The following is a 20,062-nucleotide window of genomic DNA, read 5'->3' as shown; positions in this document are numbered from 1 at the left end:
ACCCACGAGGTGGCCCATGGACAATTCGTCGAACAAGGTGCGTCGCGCGCTCACGGCAACGCTATTCGCTGCGACCCTGCTGTCGGGCGCGGCATTCGCGACCAATTACGACACCGGCAAGATCGTGGTGAAGAAGTACTACGACAGGAATGCCAACGGCGTTTACAACACGGGCGAGCCGTACCTGTCGGGTTGGCCGATGACGCTCGGACCGTCCGACATCACCCAGAGCACCAATTCCGAAGGATGGACGTCGTTTCCCGGCCTCGCGCCCGGCAGCGGCTACTCCGTGCTGGAAGGCACGCCGAATGAAGCGAACTGGATCCAGTCCGCGCCACGCGTGAACGGCGTGGTGGTCAATCCGCTCACGGGCATCCGTGTCTACGCCGGTTACACGACCACCGTGAAGTTCGGCAATTACTGCAAGAAACCCAGCGGCGGCAAGACGCCTGGGTTCTGGAGCAACCGGAACGGCGAGGCGAAGTTGCTCGACGGTAGCCCGCCGAGCCTGTTGCCGGAACTCAATCTGCTCGTCGCGCTCAACCTGGTAGACGCGAACGGCGGTGTCTTCGATCCCGTCGACTACCCGTCCTTCCGCACCTGGCTGCTGGCCAGCGACGCAACGAACATGGCCTACAAGTTGTCATCGCACCTGGCCGCGATGCGACTCAACGTGGAAGCCGGTTACGTCAATGGCAATGCGTTCTACATCCCGTTCGGCGGCACCATCAACAGTCTGATCGCTGCAGCGGATGCCGCCTTGGCGGCCGATCCATTTACGCCGACCGGCGACGCCAACCGCGCAACACAGGAACAATTGAAGAACGCGCTCGATGCCCTCAACAACGGGGCGCTCGTGGTTCCGAGTTCGCCGTGTCGGCGCTCATTCCCTTCGCAGTACTGAAACAAAAAAAGGCCCCGCGATCGCGGGGCCTTTACGTTTTCGCGAAACCCGAACGGCTTACCGCCGCTTTCCCATTGGCTGAACCAGAGTGCTTCCGTCGCGTAGCCCGGCATGCGCTGGTCGAACGCCCCGTCATGCGTCACCAGGCACTTCCACGGCCGACTTCCATCAGCATCGGCCCAGTTCCGGCGATCCACTTGACCATGAGGCCGCCGTAGACGCGCCGAGCGCGCGGGCCTTCTCGCCGTCGGGGAAATTGAACTGCTGCTGCGCCGCGCCGACGCGCTCGGTTCGGTAGCCTTCGCCACGGCTAACGACGGAACGCCGGGACGCGTTCGCGTGCGCTCGCCACGGATCGATCCGTGCGAAGAGGCTGCGTCTACTTCGCTGTGTGCGCGACAACTTCCCCAGCAGTGATCTGCGGCGGGTTCGGAAGCAATGGCGCCATGTTCTGGCGCACCCAATCCGCAGCCTGTCGGTTGGATTCTTCAACACCGGCCCGGTCCTGGAAGACGCTCGTTGAAACCATCACGCCACCCCCGGCGTCCGCCCAATAGTAGGCAACGAACCCCGGCATCTTGCTGATGAGTTGCACGAAGCCTTCGTTGACCCGCCGCGCCGCCTCGCCAGGATCGGTCACGCCTTCATACCGTCGTGTCGTTGCATACATTTCGCATCTCCTTCCGAGCGCGGACGTAAAACCAACGCAACGGTTTGACCGATCCAACCCGGCCAAGCGGACATCATGCGTCGACTTGGATCGATTCTCCACATATGACAAGACCCGTAAACAGTACCGAGAGACGCTTGCTTACCTGCGTTGCTGAAAGGCTTGCGCCTGATCAAGGGAAGCAGTTGCTTCGCGATCTCAATGCGGCATTTGTGGAGGCGGAACCGCCTTCTCTGGTCGCGTTCGGCATCAATGGGTATCACCGGCCTCTTCTGGCAGGACAGAGACAGTGCCCGGTGGAAATGCGCGGATACGATTCGGATGGCGCCGCCGTTACGATCATCCTGTTCGCCGACCCGAACGATCGGCTATTGGAGCTTGAAGTGATCCGTTGGGGTGACGGCGAGCCGCGCGCACCCACTTACCAAACCAGGTCGTCGGGTACCTGGAACTGCGCGTAATACGCATCGTCTTCGGAGGTTCCCGCGGAGGGCTCGGCGCCCGCGTCCTCGCCGTGATCGAGCACGATCATGCTGGCGTCGCGTTCGCGGACCTTGTCGCCGGCCGCACGCGGCAGCAGCTCGTAACGGTCGCCCAGGCGGGCGATCACCAGCGCTCCGGAAGACAGCTTCTTGCGCAGGTCGTCGTTGACGAGCAGGGTGCGGATGGCGCCATCGGCAGTGAAGCGGTACTCGCTTTCCCCGGAGCGCGGCACTTTCCTGTCTTCGATGATCTGCCGTGCCTGCGCGCGGAGTTCAGTGATGCGCGACTGTGCTTTGCGCTCGGCGGCAAGCTCGCGGTCACGCTTGGCCTTTTCGGCCCTCGCGCGCTCGGCCTCGCGCTGGATCTCGTTGGGCTCGGGCTGGCCTTTGCCATGCCGGGCCTTGTTTTGCTCGCGCGCCACTTCGGCCAGCTTGGCCTTCTTGACCAGGCCGGCCTTGAGCAATTGTTCCTGGAGCGGGTTTGCCTTGGCCATATCGCAGTGTCTTACCGGGGGTTTTCGGCCCATGATACTTGCCGTCCCCGATGCCCGCCGTCGTCGCCTTCTGATGGATCCGTTGAAGTACCTCGCAGGCTATCCGGAACACGTGCACGCGCGGGTGCACGCGCTGATCGAACAGGGCCGGCTGGGCCCGATGCTGGCCGACAAGTACGGCCAGTCCCACGCCGTGCGCAGCGACAGCCAACTGTACGATTACGTCCAGGCCCTCAAGGACGAGCACCTGCGCAGGGCCGTGCCGCTGGGCAAGGTGATTTACGACAGCAAGCTGCAGGTGATGAAGCAGGCGCTCGGCACGCACACCGCCATCTCGCGGGTGCAGGGCGATCGGCTCAAGGCCAGTCGCGAGATTCGCATCGCCACGGTTTTCCGCGATGCGCCCGCGGAATTCCTGAAGATGATCGCCGTGCATGAACTGGCGCACTTGAAGGAAGCCGAGCACAACAAGTCTTTCTACCAGTTGTGCACGCACATGGAGCCGGACTACCACCAGCTGGAATTCGACTTGCGCTTGTACCTGACGCATCTTGATGTTGCGCAGCGTGTATCGGCTTCTGGTGGATAGCGGACCTGCGGAGCCATCGCTAATGCTGAGCCATTCAAGGACAGTGGTTCGAGAACCGTAGTTTTACGGTGCCGTTCCCAGTTCTTTTTCGGGTGCGCTGATCCATTCGGGGGCGCAAAATCGTATGGCCGCCATGAAGCCGAAACTCGCCAATCTGGAAGACGTGACCCTTGCCTGGGTGCTGGGCGCCAGGGCGGTTCGCGCGAGCGACGGCGCCACCTCCCAGGTGTTATGGGAGAACCCGGATTCCGGCGCAACGACGGACGACCTGTGTATCCGCGTCCGGCAGGTGTCCCCGGCGTACGTGGGGCCGGTGCTTGATGAGTTGCATCGGATGTTGATCGACTCGCCCGCGCTACGCCAGTTCGTAGCTGCCAAGCCACTCTGAAGACTGAGGAGACATCGATGAAAATCGGTTTGCTCAACATTGCGGCCATTGCTTCCCTGGCACTCCTGTCGGTGCCGGGTGCGATGGCAAAAGACCAATGGTTCTCGCTGGGCCAACAAACCATCCAGGCCGCCAATCCGAGCGTGGAGATCAAGAGCCAGGGCGGGCGCTGGGACAAGGATGTCAAGCAGGTCAAGATCGCTGTCGAAGGCGCGGACGTCACGATCAGCAAGCTCGTGCTGCATTGGGACAAYCGGCCCGAYGACACGATGGAGAATGTAGGCACGCTGAAATCCGGCGGCGAAACCGCACCGTACAACGCGCCGGGCCTCAAGGGACGTCTGAAGTCGACGACGATCTCCTACACGATCGGCGGCGGCAAGACGAGCGCGACGATCAAAGTGATGGGATACGACTGATCGATCAGCGGTTGGGACACGGTACGCCCACGCAGGACAAGGAGCTGAACATGAAGCGTCTGACACAACTGTCCATGGCGATCCTTTCGGGGGTTTTGTTTGGCGCATTCGCCCAGTCGTCGTTRGCGATCGAAGTGCTCACCAAGGAGGATTTCGCCAAGAACGTCGTGAAGAAGGAACAACTGGTCAAGGTCGCGGACAACGCGATCTTCCTTCTCGACACATCGTCGTCGATGAACGAGAAGTTCGCGGGAACGGACACGCCGAAGATCAAGGTGATGAAGGACGTGCTGGAGGGGCGCAACGCGTGGTTCCCGGATATCGGGCACCACATCGGCATCTACACGTACACGGACTGGCAGGACAACTATCCGGTGCAGCTGTACAACCGCGAAAAGGTCGCCGCCGCGCTCGCGTCGGTGCGCGACAAGGGCAAGGGCCCTACGGCGTTGAATAGCGGGCTGCAGAAACTCGAGCCRATCCTGAAGCAGTTGACGGGGCGCACCGCGGTYTTCGTGTTCTCAGACGGCGAGTACACGGGCGCAGATCCCGGCGGAACCGCCMGGCGCCTGGCGAAAAACCATGACATCTGCTTCTACGTGATCAGCACCGCCACGCCCAAGCGCGAAGCCGCGCTGCGCGACGACATCGCATCGCTCAACAACTGCTCGCGCCTGATTCCGCTCGCCGATTTCGTCAATCGCCCCGAGTACACGTCGGGCGCGCTTTTCGACGTCAAGGTGACCGAACAAGTCGTCACGACCACCCAGCAACGCATCACCGGCTTGAAGACCGACGACATCAACTTCGCCACCAACAAATCGGAACTCGCCGCCGACGACAAGGCGGAACTGGACAAGATCGCGGAGTTCATGAGCATGAAGCCCGATGCGTTTGCGGTCGTCGCCGGCTACACCGACGACGTCGGTGGCCGCGACCACAACGAAGGCCTCTCGCGCCGCCGCGCCGAAATGGTCGGGCGCTATCTGAAGGAAGCCCACGGCATTGCCAGCGACCGCATCGTGCTGTTCTGGTACGGCCCGAACAACCCGCTCGTGCCGAACGACTCGGCGGAGAACCAGGCGAAGAACCGACGCGTGGAGATCCGGGTGGGGTTGCGGGGGGCGACTTGATCTGCGTGCGCTGAAATACGAGGCGTACGCGAAGACGGAAAAGGCCACCTCGAATGGGTGGCCTTTTCTATGAGAACGAGAACTCGCTTGGGTGATCGAAGCCAAGCGCGACGAGTCGGGTCACAACTCGAGCGTGCTTCCGCTAATTCGACTATCAAGCCTTGGACTATCAAGCCTTGATTGCGCAAGACAAGGCGAGCTTGGACATCTTCTGGCTCAAGGACGACAGCTTGGACGGCCTCGACACTCTTCCACCGCAGATGTTTTGGCGCAGGAAATCATCGAGCACCTGGAGTCTGCGCTGCAGACCTTTCGTGATATCGCTGCGTCACTTCCCACACGGAGTGACAGCAACGTCGACTAGCGCTGCGCAAGCGGACCCATCGCTGCGCCTCGTAAGCGAGTCAGGCGACAGTCACCCTGCCGCGCCACTCGCATCACCGCTTCCCTAGCCTCTCCCGCACCGCATCAGCAGAAACGCCCGCACCACTCACCGCATCACGCAGCTCCTGCTCCGTGACACCAAACTCCTTGCTCCAATAACGCACTTCGTGTTCTTCGTTGACGTTGATTCGTGAGCGGTCCTGCGGGCCGCGGTTGTTCAGATCGTCGGACATCAGAATTTTTCTCGGATGAATCGCCGCGAGGCGGGGAGCCGACTGTCGCATTCCTCGTGACTGGCGAACGTGTACGGAGTGGCCGCTTCGATGGACCGGTTTGATCCCCCATCCGCGTTACCCCCAGTAAGAGGCAGCCATTCCCCGCGTCCCGGCCGCTTCCATTAACGATTCAAGCTTCCGCACACTGGTGACTCCCGCTGGCCCCGCCACCGACAGCCACCCCGCAGTACCCTCGTTCCCGGGGGTCGCCAACCGGACACCATGGATGAAGAGCAAGGATTTCCTCGACCTCAACCTGCGCGATCTTCGCGAGTCGATGCCGCACCTGCTGGCCAACAGCACGGGTGCGCGGCATTTCCTCGGGATCTTCGGGGGCGTGGCCGGTGCGATCGTCAACGCGGCCAGGGAAATCGGGCCCGATGCGGAGATCTACGCCACGTACAACGTCGGCAAGATGCTGGTTGACTTCGCCGCTGAATGCGAAGCGCAGCGTGCGGCGGCCGAGCAGCCGTCGATCATCGTCGATCCCTACGCGCGCAGCGGGGAAGACTTCGAACGGCCGCTCGATCGCCTGGTGCGCCGGAAGAAGGAGCTGGAGCGGGTGGAGAAGTCGTCGATCTGACGGGTTAGGGTGGGCGGGCCGCCGCCGGCGCGCCCGATGACATTCTGGATGGACGCAGTTCCCTCGCCGACTGAGGTCAGTCTGTGGCCGTCGGCACCGAATGCATCGCCGACGCAGATCCATTTCGCCGCCGACGCAACGCACTGCGCTCCCGACTGACGCCGCTGCATTCCCGGCGGACAGCGCTCTGTCGCCAGCGAACGCGGGTCTGTCCGTGGCGAACGTCGTTCAATCACGCACGCACGCGATGCCGTCGGCGACTGACTCGATGCAGTCGCCAACGTAATCAGTCGATGTCGCCGATGGCATCGCGTCCATCGCTGACGGCATCGCTGGCAGCGCCGACGGAACCGGGTCCGTCGCCGATGGCGCTGAGTGCGTCGCCAACCCACGCGCGCCCGTCATCGTCCTGCGCGCGTACGTGCGAAATCCCCTCATCAGACTTCGCACCGATCTGCCCCAAAGCACAATGCCTTTCGTGCTCGCGCAAGCGAAAACTCGAGTCTCCTCTAACGGAGATTTCGCATGTCACAGAATCGTGCTTCCCTCGTCATCAGCGAAGAAGACGAGCGCACTGTCCTCGCCGCGATCGCGCAGATCGAGGCGGTCCTCAAGAAACTGGTCGCGTTCGAGGCCGGCGAACGCAGGACGATGAACATGATGGGCCAGCGGAACGAGCCGTTCGCGCGCGAGACGCACCAACTGCTCGAACAGAATCGCGCCCTGGTGCCGCCGTCGCTGGACGTCGACGAAATGCGCGCCGATCTCGAAGCCTACGACCGCATGAAGCGCATCAACGTCGCGCTGCAGCGGCTCACCACGCTTTGCGCCGACACCGAGGCTGCCCTCGGCAGCGATGTGTTCGAGGCCGCGCTCGCGGGTTACACCATGTTGAAGGTGTTCGGCCCGTCGCACGGCCTGGAGGAGTCGGTGAAGGGCTTGTCCGAGCGCTTCGCCAAACAGGGCAGGCGAAAACCGAAGCCCTCGGGCGCAGCTTGATCGCGCGTCGATTTCGGCCTCGCGCGTTCATCGTGTAGGACAAATCCGACACCAATTCGCGGTTTTGCCTGATATCCCCGCATGGGCGCGCTTCGGCATTCTTCGTTCCGGAGTTTGAAAGCTCCTCAAACAGTCGGCGCCAAGGAACGCGCCAAACGTGTATCCCCTGCGTCGGGAGGGGACCCAATACAACACCCCGCGAGGGGGAATACGTTCGACCGTCTGTTTGCGGCCTTTCAACCTCCCGACACTCCTTGCGCCGATCCGCGGCGCAAGGTTTCTTCCGATCGAAGGAGGTTGCCATGCAACACGCCCCCGGCGCGCCCAACGAGCGCGCGCCCACCGTCTACGCCCTGCCCGAACACGCGCACGTCGAACTCGTCCAGCTGCGCGAGCACCTGCGCCTGATGGCGCAACTCACCGATGTCGGCACCGTGGCCAGTGCATATGACGCGAGGCTGCGGCCGGATGCGTTGGCGTGGTGGTTCCTGCGCCTGTCGCGGGACATCGGGGCGATCGTGGAGTCGACGTATTGGTCGGAGGCCGTTGCGGCGGCGGCACCTGTGCGCACCACGAAGAAGAGGAACGCCCGATGACAAGACACGACTTCTCGCTGCGCTTCCGCTTGCCGGATGCTGCTGCCGATGCGGACCAGTACATCGATGCGCTCGCCGAAGCGGGTTGTCTGGACGCGCTGGTGGGGATCGGACGTCGAGGACAGATCTCGTTGGACTTCAGCCGGGAGGCGGCGTCGGCTTCCGAAGCGATCGAATCGGCGACTCGGGATGTCACGTCTGCAATTCCCAATGCCGAACTCGTGCAGACATGGCTGCATGAAGAGCGATCTTTGCGCTAGCTGAAACCCAGTGCTGCGCCATTGGCGAGGTAGCACGAAATCAACAAGGACGTGATGCATGGATGCATCGAATTTGCACGGTCAAGTGCATGACATAGGCAACGCGTGAAGACGCTCACGCGCCTGCCGATTTCGCCAAGCCCACCTCCAACCGACCTCGCCCGTTTTCCATGGCGCAATCCATCGCAATGGGCGTTCTGGCGAGATAGGCGAATCGATGGAGAGGCGGTCTCCTTTTCGCACTTGTGGCCTTTCGACATGAAGTTGAGCAGGGCGGCGCGCGGCGAACTCCCTCCCTTGTCCATCGACATCCGCGTCGTCTTCGATTGTCACGTATGCACCGAAGCATACGTGCCGGGGGCGCATCAGATCGCGGACGGGTCGGAACGCCTCTGGCTTGATGCGGGGCGCAGCGTGCGCGTATTCCAACCGCAACGCTATACGCTTTCAAAGCAACTGCCATCGATGATCAGAGGGCTGGCAGATGGCAAGACCAGGTGTTACGGGGCAGGGCGCCACAACTACATGGTGTGGAAACCACATGGCACGAGCCGCGACGCAGCGCACTATCAGGCGTATTTCGACTTGTACCGAACGGATGAAGCAAATCCACGCTTGGTGATGTACGTCCAAAGCGCCTACCTCAAGGATCGGCCGATGGGTGTGCAGCGCAAACGAGCTCTTGTTTTCGCAACCGTTTGCGCAAACACCTTGGGATCACCCCGTCCGCATCGATGACCCAAGACGGCGATTGAAAAAAAAGCCCCGCGTGAGCGGGGCTTTTGTCGAGCGGTCCGGAATCCTCTTATCAGCACGTGCTGGACCACCTTGCGGTGGCGGGCAGTTCCTTGCACCGGCTAGGGAACTTGGAGTTAGCGTAGTCATCCGCCAATCCACTGTCAACGCGTTCTCCAGGTTGCGGGATGTTTCGGTTCGCAACCCGTGAGACATCGCGTTCCCATCTTGCCGTCATTCCATAACGGGAGAAAGGGACATGCGCAATTTCCATGCATGGCAGCGCCGCACGATGCGGCGTGCGGACAGGCAGTTCTGGGGCGGCTTGCTTTTGATTCTGGCGACGTCGGTCGGCGTTGCGTGGATCGCAAATCTCTTGGAACGCGCGGGGCCGCTAGCGGCGGCCGTGTCTTCGATCCTGCGCTACCTGGCTGCGCCAGTGCTCGTCGCTGGTGCAGTGTCCCTCGCCATCGGCGCATGGACCCTGTGGCGCCTACATCGCGATCCCATCCTGCTGTACTACCGGCGGGACGGGCGCTGAAGCAACACGCTACGATCCCCCCATGCGCGACATCCACCAACTCGTCACCGACTGCTTCACGGCCCAGGGCCTGATGCATACCCTCGGCACGCGCCTGGTCTCCGTCGAACCCGGCGAAGTCCACATTGCGCTGACGCCATCCCCCGCACTCACGCAGCAAAACGGCTTCCTCCACGCCGGCGCGCTGACCACCATCCTCGACAGCGCCTGCGGCTACGCAGCGATGACCGTCGCCCCGGAGGGTTGCAACGTGCTCACGGTGGAATTCAAGGTGAACCTGCTGCGCCCCGCGCTCGCCGATGAGTTCGTGGCTATCGGGAAAGTCGTCAAAGCCGGCCAAACGCTCACGGTGTGCACGGCCGAAGTGATCGGCACGCGCAATGGCGGAGCGAAGACCATCGCCCTGATGCAGGCGACGATCGCAAACATGCGCGAGTCGGGCTGACGCACGTTCGCAACCCGCGCGACGCGCGCCCGTACGCTCGCATCGCATGGCCTTCCGCTACGTCGCCCCCACGCGCCCGCTACCACCCGCCTGCCGCTGGCTGCTGCAGGAAGGCTCCGCGCACCTGCTGTGGAACGCCGGCTGCATCGCGATGGTGATGCGCGATCGCACCGGGCGCTGGCACACGCAAATCCAATGGCGCATGGCGGTGTTGCAGGCGCGGTGTGGGTCGCAGGCGCAGGGGATGTGGTGGATCGAGCGGTGGATGGAGAAGCGGGGCGGGTTGCCGGGGAGTGGGGCGCGCAGGGAAGTGCGGCGGCCGGCGTGGATGGCGGCGTGTGCGCGGATGTCATCGAAACCGCGGCGCGAAGGCGGTCACCTGTCGGGTTAGGCTAAGGCTCGATTCCATTTGCAGGCGACGTGGCCCCATGACCCAACCGCCCACCGCCGAAACCCTGCACCACCACTTCCGCCCCATGCGCGGGCGCGATCCCGACGAGCCGCATCGCGTCGCCACGCCACTCGAACTCCTCTTCGACCTCACTTTCGTCATCGCCTTCGGCACGGCCGCCGCGCAATTCGCGCATGCGCTTGCCGAAGGCCACTACGCCAATGCCTTACTCGGTTTCGGCTTCGCGTCGTTCGCGATTTGCTGGGCGTGGAGCAACTTCACGTGGTTCGCGTCGGCGTACGACACGGATGATTGGTTGTTCCGGCTCGCCACGATGGCGCAGATGAGTGGCGTGCTGGTGTTCGCGCTCGGCTTGCCGCGGATGTTCGCCTCGCTGGAAGTCGACGATGGGCGCCTGGACATCGGGATCATGGTCCTCGGTTACGTGATCATGCGCATGGCCATGGTGTTCCAGTGGTTGCGCGCGGCGCGGCAGGACCCGGCGCGGCGCCAGACCTGCCTGATGTATGCGCTCACCATCTCCGTGGCGCAGGCGGGGTGGTTTGCGATGATTTTCGCCGCGTTCCCGCCGGCGTTGACGTTCGTGGCGATCCTTGCGCTCATCGGCATGGAACTCGCGTTGCCGTGGATCTCCGAACGCCTGCACGGCGGCACGCCGTGGCATGCGCACCACATCGCCGAGCGCTACAGCCTGTTCGCGATCATCGCGATGGGCGAGGGCATCGTGGGGACGGTCGCCTCGTTGTCGGCGGTCGTCGATGTCGAAGGGTGGTCGCTCGATGTCGCCTTGGTGTGCATCGCGGGGGTGGGGCTCACGTTCGGGATGTGGTGGATGTATTACATCCTGCCGTCGGGCTTCGTGCTGCACGTGCATCGCCGGCGCGAGTTCAAGTGGGCGTACACGCAGTTGCTGATCGTCACGAGCATCGTGGCCACGGGCGCGGGGCTGCACGTGGCGGGGTATTACCTGCAACACAAGGCGCACATCAGTGCGCTAGCCACGTTGCTGGCGACGGCGATCCCGGTCAGCGTTTACATCCTTGCGATCTACGGGTTGTATACCTACCTGGTGCGCCGCGTGGATCCCTTCCACATCGGGTTGTTGGCCGCGACAGTTGCGGTGATGGTGGGCGCGATCGCGGCGGCTGCGGCCGGGGTGGACATGACGATCTGCCTGTGCCTGTTGATGCTCGCCCCGGTGGTGACGGTGATCGGCTACGAGTGGCGCGGACATCGGCACGAGGCGGCGTCGCTGGGCGGATAACGGTTACGGTTTTTGCCGGAGATATCCATGTTGAAATTGATCTGGAAGTACTACATCCCTTTGCTGGTATTCGGCATCGGCGCAACGACGTTATTGGGCGATCCGAACGAGCGCATCCTGAAAAAGCATTCCCATCATTCCCGGTGAGCATCAAACGCTGATCGCCGCAGCGTTGATGGGGTTTGGCTTGCTCCTCTCGGTGTGATCGTCTACCTCAAGGGTAAGGAAGGTACGTGAGCGGTGGGGCTGGGGGTTCTTTCTTCCCGCGCCGCAACAACGCATTCGCTCGCACATCGCGGTCATTTCACAACGGATGAGTCATCCGTTCGTCGGCACATCCGTCGGTTCACCAACCTTTGTCATTTGTTTACGGCCGCATGCATGTCAATGATCGAGGCTCGGACCCAGGACGACAGGCCGTCGTCCGCCGAATCGGAAGGAGACGCGCATGCGTTACGCCCCTGTAGTCGCGCTTTCCGTCGTGTTGTTCGCCAGCGGTGCCGCGCTGGCGCAGGAAGCGCTCGGTTCCATCGAGGTCAAGGCAGAAGACTCGGACCGCACGATCACCATCGCGTGCAGCGATCCTGCACAGCCCACGCTCAAGGAAGTCGAGGCGGTGCTGAGCATCAATGATCCTACGCAGACCAACAAGCTGCGCGAGAAGTTGATGAACGCAGCGGCCGAGGCCTGCACGCAGAAGGTGGCGAAGATCCTCGTCATGCGTTCTGCAACGGGCTCGCTGACCTGGAAGCCGATGCAATAGCGCAATCGCGGGGCCCCCGCCCTGCGTGGTGCGTCCCGCGGCCCCGTTCAGAGCGGGGCCGCGCGGGCGGGTATGCGGTCGGCTACAGTGCGGGTTGACGTCCCGACGCCCGCCCCATGACGACGACTCCCGGCGACACCCTCGCATCGCCTGCGCGCCTGCCGCGCCAGGTTCCCTACATCATCGGCAACGAAGCCTGCGAGCGTTTCTCGTTCTACGGGATGCGCAACATCCTGGTGCAGTTCCTGATCTCGAGCGTCATCCTGGCCTACGTGCCGGAAGGCGATCGCGACGGCGCGGCGAAGGACATCTTCCACAGCTTCGTCATCGGCGTGTATTTCTTCCCGCTGCTCGGCGGGTGGTTGTCGGATCGCTTTTTCGGCAAGTACAACACCGTGTTGTGGTTCTCGCTGATCTACTGCGCGGGGCATGCGTGTCTTGCGTTGTTCGAGGACGATCGCAACGGGTTCTACACCGGGTTGTTCCTGATCGCGCTGGGGTCGGGCGGGATCAAGCCGCTCGTGGTGTCTTTCGTCGGCGACCAGTTCACGCGCGAAAACAAGTCGATGGCGAAGGTGGTGTTCGACGCCTTCTATTGGGCGATCAACTTCGGGTCGTTCTTTGCCTCGCTGCTGATGCCGTTGTTCCTGCGTTCCTATGGGCCGGCGGTGGCGTTCGGGATCCCCGGCGTGTTGATGCTCATCGCGACGATCATCTTCTGGATGGGGCGCAAGCAATACGTGCGCGTGCCGCCGGTGGCGCACGATCCGCATTCCTTCATGCACGTGGCGAAGACGGCGTTGACGTCGACCAACGGTGCCGGGCGCCCGGGGTTGTATGTCGCCGCATTCGGCGGCGCGCTCGCCGTGTTCCTGCTGATGGCGTGGGCGGTCGGGCCTGCGTGGTGGCCGGCGGATTTCGGATTCGTGATCACCGCGTGTCTCGCGCTCGGGGTGTTGATCGCGTCGGGCGGCATCGGAACGTCGTTGCAGTTGGAACGCGCGCGTGGGCGGCATCCGGATGCGACGGTCGACAGCGTGCGCGCTGTCTTGCGCATCCTGATCGTGTTCGCGCTGACCACGCCGTTCTGGTCGTTGTTCGACCAGAAGGCGTCGACGTGGGTCATCCAGGGTCGCGAGATGGTCATTCCGCATACGGCGTGGTGGTGGCCGAGCTTCCTGGTGAAGGATGCCGGTCAGATGCAGGCGCTGAACCCCGCGCTGATCATGCTGATCATTCCATTCAACAATCTCGTGCTGTATCCCGCGCTGCGGCGCATGGGGCTGGAGCCGACGGCGTTGCGACGCATGGGCACGGGCATCGTGTTCGCGGGCGTGGCGTGGATCGGCGCGGGCATGTTGCAGTTGTGGATCGATGGCGGTTCGCAGGTCTCGCTGGCGTGGCAGATCGCGCCGTATCTGTTGCTCACCTTCGGTGAAGTGCTGGTCTCCGCGACAGCGCTCGAGTTCGCCTACAGCCAGGCCACGCAGGCGATGAAGGGCGTGATCATGGCGTTCTGGTACCTCACCAGTACCTTCGGCAGCCTGTGGGTGTTGCTGACCAATGCCGGCGTGCGCAACGACGCGGTCACAGCGCACATCGCAAATACCGGGCTGAGTGAGAACGCGTTCCTGATGTTCTTCTTCGCGGCGTTTGCATTCGCCGCGGCGGCGGGGTTCGCGTGGTATGCCAGGCGCTACAAGATGCAGGACAACTACCGCGCCGCTTGATCCGCATCAGCGCACCACGCTCTCCGCCGGTGCGAGCCATTTGCACAACACCGCACGCAGCGCGTCGGGTTCGAAGGGTTTGCCGATGAAGTCGTCCATGCCCGCGTCGCGGCAGCGCTGGCGGTCGTGTTCGAGGACGTTGGCGGTCATCGCGATGATGGGCAGCTCGCGCAGGCGCGCATCGGCGCGCAGGGTCCGCGTGGCCTGGAGGCCGTCGAGCACGGGCATCTGCATGTCCATCAGGATCAATGCGTAGTCGTTGGCGCGCGCACGTTCGATCGCCTGCGCGCCATCGTCCACGACATCCACTTCGATGCCGAGTTCTTCCAATTGCGCGCGCGCCACTTCCTGGTTGAACAGGTTGTCTTCGGCCAGCAGGATGCGGCGTCCACGCAGTTGCGAGAGGTCGATGTTCGCCACGGCTTCGTGCGCGTCCGCTGGCGCGTCGGTGATGTCGAAGGGGAGTTGAAGCCAGAACGTCGCGCCGCGCCCGGGCACGCTTTCGACGCCGACGTCGCCGCCCATCGCTTCGGCGATCTTGCGCGAGATCGACAGCCCCAGGCCCGTGCCGCCGTAGCGGCGCGTCGTCGATGCATCCGCCTGGTGGAAGGATTTGAACAGCTGTTCCTGCACGTGCCCGGGAATGCCGACGCCGGTGTCGCGGACGTGGAAGCGCAGGCGCACGCGATCGCCGTCCATCTCCAGCACGCGCGCGCCGATCGCGATTTCGCCGGCGTCGGTGAACTTGATGGCATTGCTGACGTAATTGACGAGGATCTGCTCGATGCGGAAGGCGTCGCCGAGCAGCCACTGCGGCACATCGTCGGCGACATGCAGCGTGATCTCCAGCCCCTTCGCCGCCGCGCGCTCCATTGCCATGACCATGACGTTGCGCAGCGATTCGCGGACGTCGAAGGCGACGTGTTCGATTTGCAGCATCCCCGCATCGATCTTCGATACGTCGAGCACATCGTTGATCACGCGCAACAGGAAGCCGCCGGCCTGGTGAATGCGGTCGGCGAAGCCGCGTTGCCGCGGCGCGAGGTCGCTTTTCAGCAGCAGGTGCGACATGCCGATGATCGCGTTCATCGGCGTGCGGATCTCGTGGCTCATGTTGGCGAGGAAGGTGGACTTGGCATCGTTGGCTTCTTCCGCCGTGCGGCGTGCGCGTTCGAGTTCCTCTAGGGCGTGCGCGAGTTTGACCTGCGTGTCGTGCTGTTCGGTGATGTCGAGCACGTGGCCGCGGAACAACACGCCTTCGGGCACGGCCGTGGGAATGCCGAATGCGGTGAGCCAGCGGCGTTCGCCGGTTTGCGCGTGCGTGATCGGATATTCGACGCGGACCGGCGTGAGCGCCATCGCCGCGGCACCGACCTGCATGCGCACGGGGACCACGTCCTCGGGGTCCATCAGTTTTTCGAAGTTGCCGTAGTCGGCGATCATGCATTCCACCGGCAAGCCGGACAGCGTCCCCGCCGGCGTGCTGGCGAACAGCAACGCCGTCGTTCCGTCGAAGCGGACCAGGAACTCGATGATCGCGCCGGGCACGCTGTTGGCCACTTCGTCCAGGCGGGCGCGGCGCGCTTCGGACTCGGCCAATTGCATTTGCACTGCACGCATGGACCACGCGAGCCACGCTGCCACCGCGATGGCGAGCAACGCGATCCCGACCAGCGCGCTAGCGAGCAGCGGTGTCATGTGCGGCAACGTACGCTTCCACGGCGTCTGCGAGTTCGGCGACGCGCACGGTGGCATCGTCGACGAGCGAAGCAACAAGCGATGGCGACGAGCCCATCGTTGCAGCGTCTTCCAGCGTTTCCAGGAGATCGGCGGTCACCGAATCGTCGACCTGCGCGCACGCCGACTTCAACTTGTGCGCGACTTCGGCGATGCCACGCAGGTCCAGGCGCATGCGCGCCTGCCCGAGCGTGCGCAGATCCTCGCGTGTCGCCGCGCCGAATGCGCCGAGCACGCGCACGAGCGTGCGCTCGTCGGGGAACAACCGACGCAGCGTCGAGAAGCGTTCGCCTTCCACGTTCACGCGCAGCCTTTCAAAACCGCGAAAAACGGCGCCATCGTGCGCCCGGAAGAACGGCCGCGACAAGGAGAGGGCGCATTGTCCCGACGACCGGCAGTGGCGCGCTTGTTGAATGCGCGGACCGCTAGGGCCCGACGCGGGCTTACCCGGCGGCGGTTTTGACCGCGGTCGACTGCAACGCGGGCCAGCGCGCCAGCACCGATGCGCGAATGCCGGCGACGTCGAGTCCCGCTTCGGCGAGCAACTGTTCGCGGCTCGCGTGATGCTGGAATGCATCGGGCAGGCCGAGATGCAGCACCGGGTGCGCGAGGCCTTCGGCGGCAAGCAGTTCGGCGACACCGGAACCCGCGCCGCCTGCAACGACGTTGTCTTCCAGCGTCACGAAGCCTTCGTGCGACTTGGCCAGTTCGAGCAACAGCGCGCGGTCCAACGGCTTCACGAAGCGCATGTTGACGACGGTGAGGCCGAGTTGTTCGCCCACCTGGTCGGCCGCCGGCACGATCGCACCGAAGGCGAGCAGGGCGATGCGCGCGCCCTTGCGACGGACGTCGGCCTTGCCGATCGGCAGCGTGTCGAGCGCTTCCAGCACGGCCGCGCCGGGGCCGGTGCCGCGCGGATAACGCACGGCTGCGGGACCGATGTGCCTGAAACCGGTCGTGAGCATCTGCCGGCATTCGTTTTCGTCGGCCGGCGCCATGACCACCATGTTCGGCACGCAGCGCAGGAAACTGAGGTCGAGGTTGCCCGCGTGCGTCGCGCCGTCGGGGCCGACCACGCCACCGCGGTCGATCGCGAACAACACGTCGAGGTCCTGGATCGCGACGTCGTGCACGAGCTGGTCGTAACCACGCTGCAGGAACGTCGAGTAGATCGCGACGACAGGTTTCGCACCTTCGCACGCCATCCCGGCGGCAAGCGTCACCGCGTGTTGTTCGGCGATGGCGACATCGAAGTAACGATCGGGGAATTCCTTGCTGAAGCGCACCAGGCCCGAGCCTTCGCGCATCGCCGGGGTGATGGCGAGCAGCGTTTCGTCGGCGGCCGCCATGTCGCACAGCCAATCGCCGAAGACGTCGGTGTAGGTCGGCTTCTTCGCGCCGGGCTTGCTGACCAGGCCTTGCGCGGGGTCGAACGGGCCGACCGCGTGGTAACCGATCTGGTCGCCTTCGGCGAGTTCGTAGCCTTTGCCCTTCGTCGTGATGATGTGCAGCAGCTGCGGACCCTTGAGGGTCTTGAGCGTCTTCAGCGTGGCGACGAGCGCGTCGACATCGTGGCCGTCGATCGGGCCGGTGTAGTGGAAGCCCATCTCTTCGAACAACGTGGACGGCACGAACATGCCCTTCCAGTGTTCTTCCCAGCGGCGCACGAAACGCGCGGTCGGGTTGTTCTTGTCGCCGAGCAGCTTCTTGCCGCCTTCGCGCAAGGCGTTGAGCGTCTTGCTGCCGGTCATGCGGCCGAGCATCTTGGTCAGGCCGCCGACGTTCTCGGAGATCGACATGCGGTTGTCGTTGAGGATCACGAGCAGGTCCGGCTCGGGGTCCATGCCGCCGGCGTGGTTCAACGCCTCGTAGGCCATGCCCGCGGTCATCGCGCCGTCGCCGATGACGGCCACCACGCGGCGCGCGTTGCCGGCGCGCGCGTTGGCGATCGCCATGCCGAGCGCGGCGGAGATCGAGGTGGAGGAATGGCCGACGCCGAAGGTGTCGTATTCGCTTTCCTCGCGCTTCGGGAACGGCGCGACGCCGTCCTTCTGCTTCACCGTGTGGATGTCGTCGCGGCGGCCGGTCAGGATTTTGTGCGGATAGCACTGGTGGCCGACGTCCCAGACCAGGCGGTCGTCGGGCGTCTCGTAGAGCCAATGCAGGGCGACGGTGAGTTCGATCACGCCCAGGCCGGCGCCGAAGTGGCCGCCGCTGCGGCCCACCGATTCGATCAGGTAGGCGCGCAATTCCTCGGCGATGGCCGGCAGTTCGTCTTCGGCGAAGGTGCGCAGGTCGGCCGGCGTGGAAATCCGGCACAGGCGCGGGTAGCGCGTGGAGTCGATCATTTTGGGGGGCTGCGACAACAAGGCGGCAATTGTAAGCCGCCGGCCGTCATTTGCCCCGCAAGCGCCCGAACAGCCCGCCCTTCTGCGGCTCCGCGGGTTCAGGCTCGTCGGAGACCACTTCGGCGAAGCCCGTGGCGAGATTGGCGTTCACGAAATCCACGACGTCCTCGAACGGCACGCCGCTCGCGGTGGCGACCTCGTCCAGCGAGGCCGGGCCTTTCATCATCGCGGTGGCGATGCGGAAGTGCTTCGGGAATTCGCGCTCGGTCTGCGGCCACTTGGTCAGGCGGTATTGCGCCGAGGGGTCGAAGCCCGGCGACAACTGGCCCTGGCCGGCGAGCAGGCCGCCGTACCACTGCAGGCGCGCGAGCGGTTGCGCGGCACCGAGCGCGGTGGCTTCGCGGGCGAAGGTGGCATCGTCGATCGAGCCGAAATGATCGCGCTTCACCGCGCCTTCGAAATAACCGGCCAGCGGCTTGAGCGCAGCGGGGCCGTGGTACTGGCGTGCGTCTGCGTCGATCAGCACTGCCGGGCCGTTGCCGAGCTGGTAGCGCAGCTTGCCCTGGAGTTCGCCGGGGGCGAACCAGTCGCCGAGCCGGCGTTCGCGCGGCGGCGCGACGGTGGCCACCTGTGCGGGCGCGGGCGCAGGCGCAGGCGCAGGTTCGATCGTGGTCGGCTTGAGCGAGCCGGCCTGCACGGAATCGGGCAGCTTCGGCGCGGGCGAGGGCGCGCGCAGGTCTTCGCGCGGCTTGAGCGGCATTTCTTCCGGCAACTGGTCGTTCGGCACCGGCGAGGGGCTCATGCCGGAGGGCACGGCCTGGGCGACGGGTTCGGAAGGCGCGCTCACGCTGCCGCCGCCGGAAATCTGGTCGAGCATCGCCGCCACGCCGGCGCTGTTGATCGGGCGCTCCAGGCGGAAGTCGGTCTGCGTGCGCGGCGCGGAGGTCAGGCCGATGACCTGCTTGCCCGCGGCATGCAGGCGCAGCCAGCTCATGGGGCCGTACATGCTGTCCATGTCGACGACGACGTAGTCGGCCTCGGCTTCCGGGACGAGCTTCCAGCGGCCACCCTGGGTTGCGTTGGCCTGCAGGAATGCGGCGCGGAGTTCGGCCTCCGTGGCGGAGTCCATGCCGGTGGTGCCGAGCGTCAAAGCCATCTTTCGCGAATCCGGGACAGGAAAGTCCGGAGTGTACAGCGGCGGTTCACGCGATTGAACGCGCTCGCTTCGGCAAGTGCGATTTCAGGAACGCCATCTGGTCGGCGAGGATGTGGCGGTTGGAGAGGATCAGGTGTTCGATCCAGCTCGGGCGGAAGGGGACGGCGAGCAAGGGCATGCCGGCCTGCTGCGGCGTGCGGCCGCCCTTGCGCGAATTGCAGTGGAAGCACGCCGAGACGACGTTCTCCCACGTATCGCGCCCGCCCTTCGACAAGGGCATGACGTGGTCGCGCGTGAGGTGCGGGCGCGGGAATTCGTGGCCGCAGTACAGGCACAGGTGCTGGTCGCGCGCGAACAATGCGGCATTGGTCAGCGCAGGCGTGGGATCGAGCGCCTGCGGGCGTGCATGGCCCTTGGCGGCAACGATGGGATGCAGGTCGAGCACGCTCTGCGCGCCGGTCGCGCGACACAGGCCGCCGTGCACGGTGATGCAGGGATCGCCGAGCGTCCAGGCGACGGCGCCGCGCGCGTAGAGGCACGCCGCGTCCTGCCAGCTCATCCAGTCGAGTACGCGGCCGTGGGCGTCGAGCGAGAGCAGGCGCACCGCGTGGATGCGGGCGGCCTGCATGTCGACGACCTTGCGGTCTTCGATAGCTGCGGGTTCCGCGACAGGCGGAACAACGAGGCGAAGGGGCGCTCTATCGGTCTCCATCGAGAGTCGAGGTTATACCCCTTCGATGACCGGAGGAATACCC

The 20,062-nt window shown here is 64.3% G+C and carries 26 protein-coding genes and 1 pseudogene; 17 read left to right on the top strand and 10 right to left on the bottom strand.

Going from position 1 to position 20,062, the window contains the following annotated elements; translation table 11 throughout:
• The first annotated feature begins 16 nt into the window (after window positions 1-16).
• The gene (locus tag ACXJJ8_RS01335) at window positions 17-904 is read left to right on the top strand and encodes a hypothetical protein (protein ID WP_499026421.1); all 888 of its coding nucleotides are present in this window, start codon (window positions 17-19) and stop codon (window positions 902-904) included.
• Window positions 905-954: 50 nt separating this feature from the next.
• On the opposite strand, the pseudogene ACXJJ8_RS01330 reads toward ACXJJ8_RS01335, so the two are convergent.
• Both ACXJJ8_RS01330 and ACXJJ8_RS01325 read right to left on the bottom strand, forming a co-directional pair.
• Window positions 955-1,180: pseudogene (locus ACXJJ8_RS01330) on the bottom strand (prolyl oligopeptidase family serine peptidase); the annotation flags it as partial.
• Window positions 1,181-1,283: 103 nt separating this feature from the next.
• On the bottom strand, window positions 1,284-1,574 hold the full coding sequence (locus ACXJJ8_RS01325) for a hypothetical protein (protein WP_499026420.1): 291 nt from the start codon (window positions 1,572-1,574) through the stop codon (window positions 1,284-1,286).
• 104 nt (window positions 1,575-1,678) lie between these two features.
• Between ACXJJ8_RS01325 and ACXJJ8_RS01320 the strand changes: the two genes are divergently transcribed.
• Window positions 1,679-2,035, top strand: coding sequence for a DUF6984 family protein (locus ACXJJ8_RS01320; protein ID WP_499026419.1), 357 nt, complete (start codon window positions 1,679-1,681; stop codon window positions 2,033-2,035).
• Here ACXJJ8_RS01320 and ACXJJ8_RS01315 read toward each other — a convergent pair.
• Window positions 1,996-2,550: a DUF2058 domain-containing protein gene (locus ACXJJ8_RS01315; protein ID WP_499026418.1), complete on the bottom strand. Its 555-nt coding sequence runs from the start codon at window positions 2,548-2,550 to the stop codon at window positions 1,996-1,998. The genes ACXJJ8_RS01320 and ACXJJ8_RS01315 overlap by 40 nt on opposite strands.
• Window positions 2,551-2,623: 73 nt before the next feature.
• Here ACXJJ8_RS01315 and ACXJJ8_RS01310 point away from each other — a divergent pair, with 73 nt between their 5' ends.
• The 4 genes from ACXJJ8_RS01310 to ACXJJ8_RS01295 all read left to right on the top strand — a co-directional run bounded on the left by ACXJJ8_RS01310 (window position 2,624) and on the right by ACXJJ8_RS01295 (window position 5,079).
• Window positions 2,624-3,139, top strand: coding sequence for a YgjP-like metallopeptidase domain-containing protein (locus ACXJJ8_RS01310; protein ID WP_499027179.1), 516 nt, complete (start codon window positions 2,624-2,626; stop codon window positions 3,137-3,139).
• Between the two features lie 133 nt (window positions 3,140-3,272).
• Window positions 3,273-3,527, top strand: coding sequence for a hypothetical protein (locus tag ACXJJ8_RS01305; protein ID WP_499026417.1), 255 nt, complete (start codon window positions 3,273-3,275; stop codon window positions 3,525-3,527).
• A gap of 17 nt (window positions 3,528-3,544) precedes the next feature.
• Window positions 3,545-3,946: a DUF2541 family protein gene (locus ACXJJ8_RS01300; RefSeq protein WP_499026415.1), complete on the top strand. Its 402-nt coding sequence runs from the start codon at window positions 3,545-3,547 to the stop codon at window positions 3,944-3,946.
• Between the two features lie 50 nt (window positions 3,947-3,996).
• Window positions 3,997-5,079 (top strand): OmpA family protein, encoded by a 1,083-nt coding sequence (locus ACXJJ8_RS01295; protein ID WP_499026414.1) that lies wholly within the window; start codon window positions 3,997-3,999, stop codon window positions 5,077-5,079.
• A 437-nt stretch (window positions 5,080-5,516) separates the two neighbouring features.
• Here the strand turns inward: ACXJJ8_RS01295 and ACXJJ8_RS01290 are convergent, their stop codons facing one another.
• Entirely contained in the window at window positions 5,517-5,696 is a 180-nt protein-coding gene (locus ACXJJ8_RS01290; RefSeq protein WP_499026413.1) for a DUF3606 domain-containing protein, read from the bottom strand.
• Between the two features lie 268 nt (window positions 5,697-5,964).
• Between ACXJJ8_RS01290 and ACXJJ8_RS01285 the strand changes: the two genes are divergently transcribed.
• Window positions 5,965-6,321 (top strand): hypothetical protein, encoded by a 357-nt coding sequence (locus ACXJJ8_RS01285; protein ID WP_499026412.1) that lies wholly within the window; start codon window positions 5,965-5,967, stop codon window positions 6,319-6,321.
• A 286-nt stretch (window positions 6,322-6,607) separates the two neighbouring features.
• Here the strand turns inward: ACXJJ8_RS01285 and ACXJJ8_RS01280 are convergent, their stop codons facing one another.
• Complete coding sequence (locus ACXJJ8_RS01280; protein ID WP_499026411.1) at window positions 6,608-6,811, bottom strand: hypothetical protein; 204 nt, start codon at window positions 6,809-6,811, stop codon at window positions 6,608-6,610.
• 35 nt (window positions 6,812-6,846) lie between these two features.
• Between ACXJJ8_RS01280 and ACXJJ8_RS01275 the strand changes: the two genes are divergently transcribed.
• The 10 genes from ACXJJ8_RS01275 to ACXJJ8_RS01230 all read left to right on the top strand — a co-directional run bounded on the left by ACXJJ8_RS01275 (window position 6,847) and on the right by ACXJJ8_RS01230 (window position 14,066).
• Window positions 6,847-7,320, top strand: coding sequence for a hypothetical protein (locus tag ACXJJ8_RS01275; protein WP_499026409.1), 474 nt, complete (start codon window positions 6,847-6,849; stop codon window positions 7,318-7,320).
• 302 nt (window positions 7,321-7,622) lie between these two features.
• Window positions 7,623-7,916: an XAC0095 family protein gene (locus ACXJJ8_RS01270; RefSeq protein ID WP_499026408.1), complete on the top strand. Its 294-nt coding sequence runs from the start codon at window positions 7,623-7,625 to the stop codon at window positions 7,914-7,916.
• Complete coding sequence (locus ACXJJ8_RS01265) at window positions 7,913-8,176, top strand: hypothetical protein (protein ID WP_499026407.1); 264 nt, start codon at window positions 7,913-7,915, stop codon at window positions 8,174-8,176. Before ACXJJ8_RS01270 ends, ACXJJ8_RS01265 begins: the two co-directional genes overlap by 4 nt.
• Before the next feature lie 105 nt (window positions 8,177-8,281).
• On the top strand, window positions 8,282-8,914 hold the full coding sequence (locus ACXJJ8_RS01260; protein WP_499026406.1) for a YjaZ family protein: 633 nt from the start codon (window positions 8,282-8,284) through the stop codon (window positions 8,912-8,914).
• A 256-nt stretch (window positions 8,915-9,170) separates the two neighbouring features.
• Window positions 9,171-9,452 carry a hypothetical protein gene (locus ACXJJ8_RS01255; protein WP_499026405.1) on the top strand — a complete coding sequence of 94 codons (282 nt, stop codon included), beginning with the start codon at window positions 9,171-9,173 and terminating at the stop codon, window positions 9,450-9,452.
• Between the two features lie 22 nt (window positions 9,453-9,474).
• Window positions 9,475-9,897 (top strand): PaaI family thioesterase, encoded by a 423-nt coding sequence (locus tag ACXJJ8_RS01250; protein WP_499026404.1) that lies wholly within the window; start codon window positions 9,475-9,477, stop codon window positions 9,895-9,897.
• 46 nt (window positions 9,898-9,943) lie between these two features.
• Complete coding sequence (locus ACXJJ8_RS01245; protein WP_499026403.1) at window positions 9,944-10,288, top strand: hypothetical protein; 345 nt, start codon at window positions 9,944-9,946, stop codon at window positions 10,286-10,288.
• 37 nt (window positions 10,289-10,325) lie between these two features.
• The gene (locus tag ACXJJ8_RS01240; RefSeq protein ID WP_499026402.1) at window positions 10,326-11,573 is read left to right on the top strand and encodes a low temperature requirement protein A; all 1,248 of its coding nucleotides are present in this window, start codon (window positions 10,326-10,328) and stop codon (window positions 11,571-11,573) included.
• A gap of 448 nt (window positions 11,574-12,021) precedes the next feature.
• Complete coding sequence (locus tag ACXJJ8_RS01235) at window positions 12,022-12,336, top strand: hypothetical protein (RefSeq protein WP_499026401.1); 315 nt, start codon at window positions 12,022-12,024, stop codon at window positions 12,334-12,336.
• Window positions 12,337-12,452: 116 nt separating this feature from the next.
• On the top strand, window positions 12,453-14,066 hold the full coding sequence (locus tag ACXJJ8_RS01230) for a POT-type proton-dependent oligopeptide transporter (protein WP_499026399.1): 1,614 nt from the start codon (window positions 12,453-12,455) through the stop codon (window positions 14,064-14,066).
• Window positions 14,067-14,072: 6 nt separating this feature from the next.
• Here ACXJJ8_RS01230 and ACXJJ8_RS01225 read toward each other — a convergent pair whose 3' ends face one another.
• The 5 genes from ACXJJ8_RS01225 to ACXJJ8_RS01205 form a co-directional block, all read right to left on the bottom strand.
• Window positions 14,073-15,764, bottom strand: coding sequence for an ATP-binding protein (locus tag ACXJJ8_RS01225; RefSeq protein WP_499026398.1), 1,692 nt, complete (start codon window positions 15,762-15,764; stop codon window positions 14,073-14,075).
• Window positions 15,745-16,107 (bottom strand): Hpt domain-containing protein, encoded by a 363-nt coding sequence (locus ACXJJ8_RS01220; RefSeq protein ID WP_499026397.1) that lies wholly within the window; start codon window positions 16,105-16,107, stop codon window positions 15,745-15,747. Before ACXJJ8_RS01220 ends, ACXJJ8_RS01225 begins: the two co-directional genes overlap by 20 nt.
• 139 nt (window positions 16,108-16,246) lie before the next feature.
• On the bottom strand, window positions 16,247-18,151 hold the full coding sequence (gene dxs / locus ACXJJ8_RS01215) for a 1-deoxy-D-xylulose-5-phosphate synthase (protein ID WP_499026396.1): 1,905 nt from the start codon (window positions 18,149-18,151) through the stop codon (window positions 16,247-16,249).
• Window positions 18,152-18,197: 46 nt separating this feature from the next.
• Complete coding sequence (locus tag ACXJJ8_RS01210) at window positions 18,198-19,307, bottom strand: hypothetical protein (protein ID WP_499026395.1); 1,110 nt, start codon at window positions 19,305-19,307, stop codon at window positions 18,198-18,200.
• Between the two features lie 46 nt (window positions 19,308-19,353).
• Window positions 19,354-20,019, bottom strand: a complete 666-nt coding sequence (locus tag ACXJJ8_RS01205) for an HNH endonuclease (protein WP_499026394.1) — start codon at window positions 20,017-20,019, stop codon at window positions 19,354-19,356.
• Window positions 20,020-20,062: the final 43 nt, after the last annotated feature.

This window comes from Lysobacter sp. P5_C4, assembly GCF_054049695.1.
This window is presented reverse-complemented; position numbering and strand designations above follow the sequence as displayed.

Coding starts and splice junctions, on each gene's coding strand:
- ACXJJ8_RS01235 (WP_499026401.1), top strand. CDS start 12,022: ATGCGTTACGCCCCTGTAGTCGCGCTTTCCGTCGTGTTGTTCGCCAGC.
- ACXJJ8_RS01240 (WP_499026402.1), top strand. CDS start 10,326: ATGACCCAACCGCCCACCGCCGAAACCCTGCACCACCACTTCCGCCCC.
- ACXJJ8_RS01290 (WP_499026413.1), bottom strand. CDS start 5,696: ATGTCCGACGATCTGAACAACCGCGGCCCGCAGGACCGCTCACGAATC.
- dxs (WP_499026396.1), bottom strand. CDS start 18,151: ATGATCGACTCCACGCGCTACCCGCGCCTGTGCCGGATTTCCACGCCG.
- ACXJJ8_RS01275 (WP_499026409.1), top strand. CDS start 6,847: ATGTCACAGAATCGTGCTTCCCTCGTCATCAGCGAAGAAGACGAGCGC.
- ACXJJ8_RS01230 (WP_499026399.1), top strand. CDS start 12,453: ATGACGACGACTCCCGGCGACACCCTCGCATCGCCTGCGCGCCTGCCG.
- ACXJJ8_RS01255 (WP_499026405.1), top strand. CDS start 9,171: ATGCGCAATTTCCATGCATGGCAGCGCCGCACGATGCGGCGTGCGGAC.
- ACXJJ8_RS01325 (WP_499026420.1), bottom strand. CDS start 1,574: ATGTATGCAACGACACGACGGTATGAAGGCGTGACCGATCCTGGCGAG.
- ACXJJ8_RS01250 (WP_499026404.1), top strand. CDS start 9,475: ATGCGCGACATCCACCAACTCGTCACCGACTGCTTCACGGCCCAGGGC.
- ACXJJ8_RS01245 (WP_499026403.1), top strand. CDS start 9,944: ATGGCCTTCCGCTACGTCGCCCCCACGCGCCCGCTACCACCCGCCTGC.
- ACXJJ8_RS01310 (WP_499027179.1), top strand. CDS start 2,624: ATGGATCCGTTGAAGTACCTCGCAGGCTATCCGGAACACGTGCACGCG.
- ACXJJ8_RS01315 (WP_499026418.1), bottom strand. CDS start 2,550: ATGGCCAAGGCAAACCCGCTCCAGGAACAATTGCTCAAGGCCGGCCTG.
- ACXJJ8_RS01225 (WP_499026398.1), bottom strand. CDS start 15,764: ATGACACCGCTGCTCGCTAGCGCGCTGGTCGGGATCGCGTTGCTCGCC.
- ACXJJ8_RS01320 (WP_499026419.1), top strand. CDS start 1,679: ATGACAAGACCCGTAAACAGTACCGAGAGACGCTTGCTTACCTGCGTT.
- ACXJJ8_RS01210 (WP_499026395.1), bottom strand. CDS start 19,307: ATGGCTTTGACGCTCGGCACCACCGGCATGGACTCCGCCACGGAGGCC.
- ACXJJ8_RS01335 (WP_499026421.1), top strand. CDS start 17: ATGGACAATTCGTCGAACAAGGTGCGTCGCGCGCTCACGGCAACGCTA.
- ACXJJ8_RS01205 (WP_499026394.1), bottom strand. CDS start 20,019: ATGGAGACCGATAGAGCGCCCCTTCGCCTCGTTGTTCCGCCTGTCGCG.
- ACXJJ8_RS01270 (WP_499026408.1), top strand. CDS start 7,623: ATGCAACACGCCCCCGGCGCGCCCAACGAGCGCGCGCCCACCGTCTAC.
- ACXJJ8_RS01285 (WP_499026412.1), top strand. CDS start 5,965: ATGAAGAGCAAGGATTTCCTCGACCTCAACCTGCGCGATCTTCGCGAG.
- ACXJJ8_RS01305 (WP_499026417.1), top strand. CDS start 3,273: ATGAAGCCGAAACTCGCCAATCTGGAAGACGTGACCCTTGCCTGGGTG.
- ACXJJ8_RS01265 (WP_499026407.1), top strand. CDS start 7,913: ATGACAAGACACGACTTCTCGCTGCGCTTCCGCTTGCCGGATGCTGCT.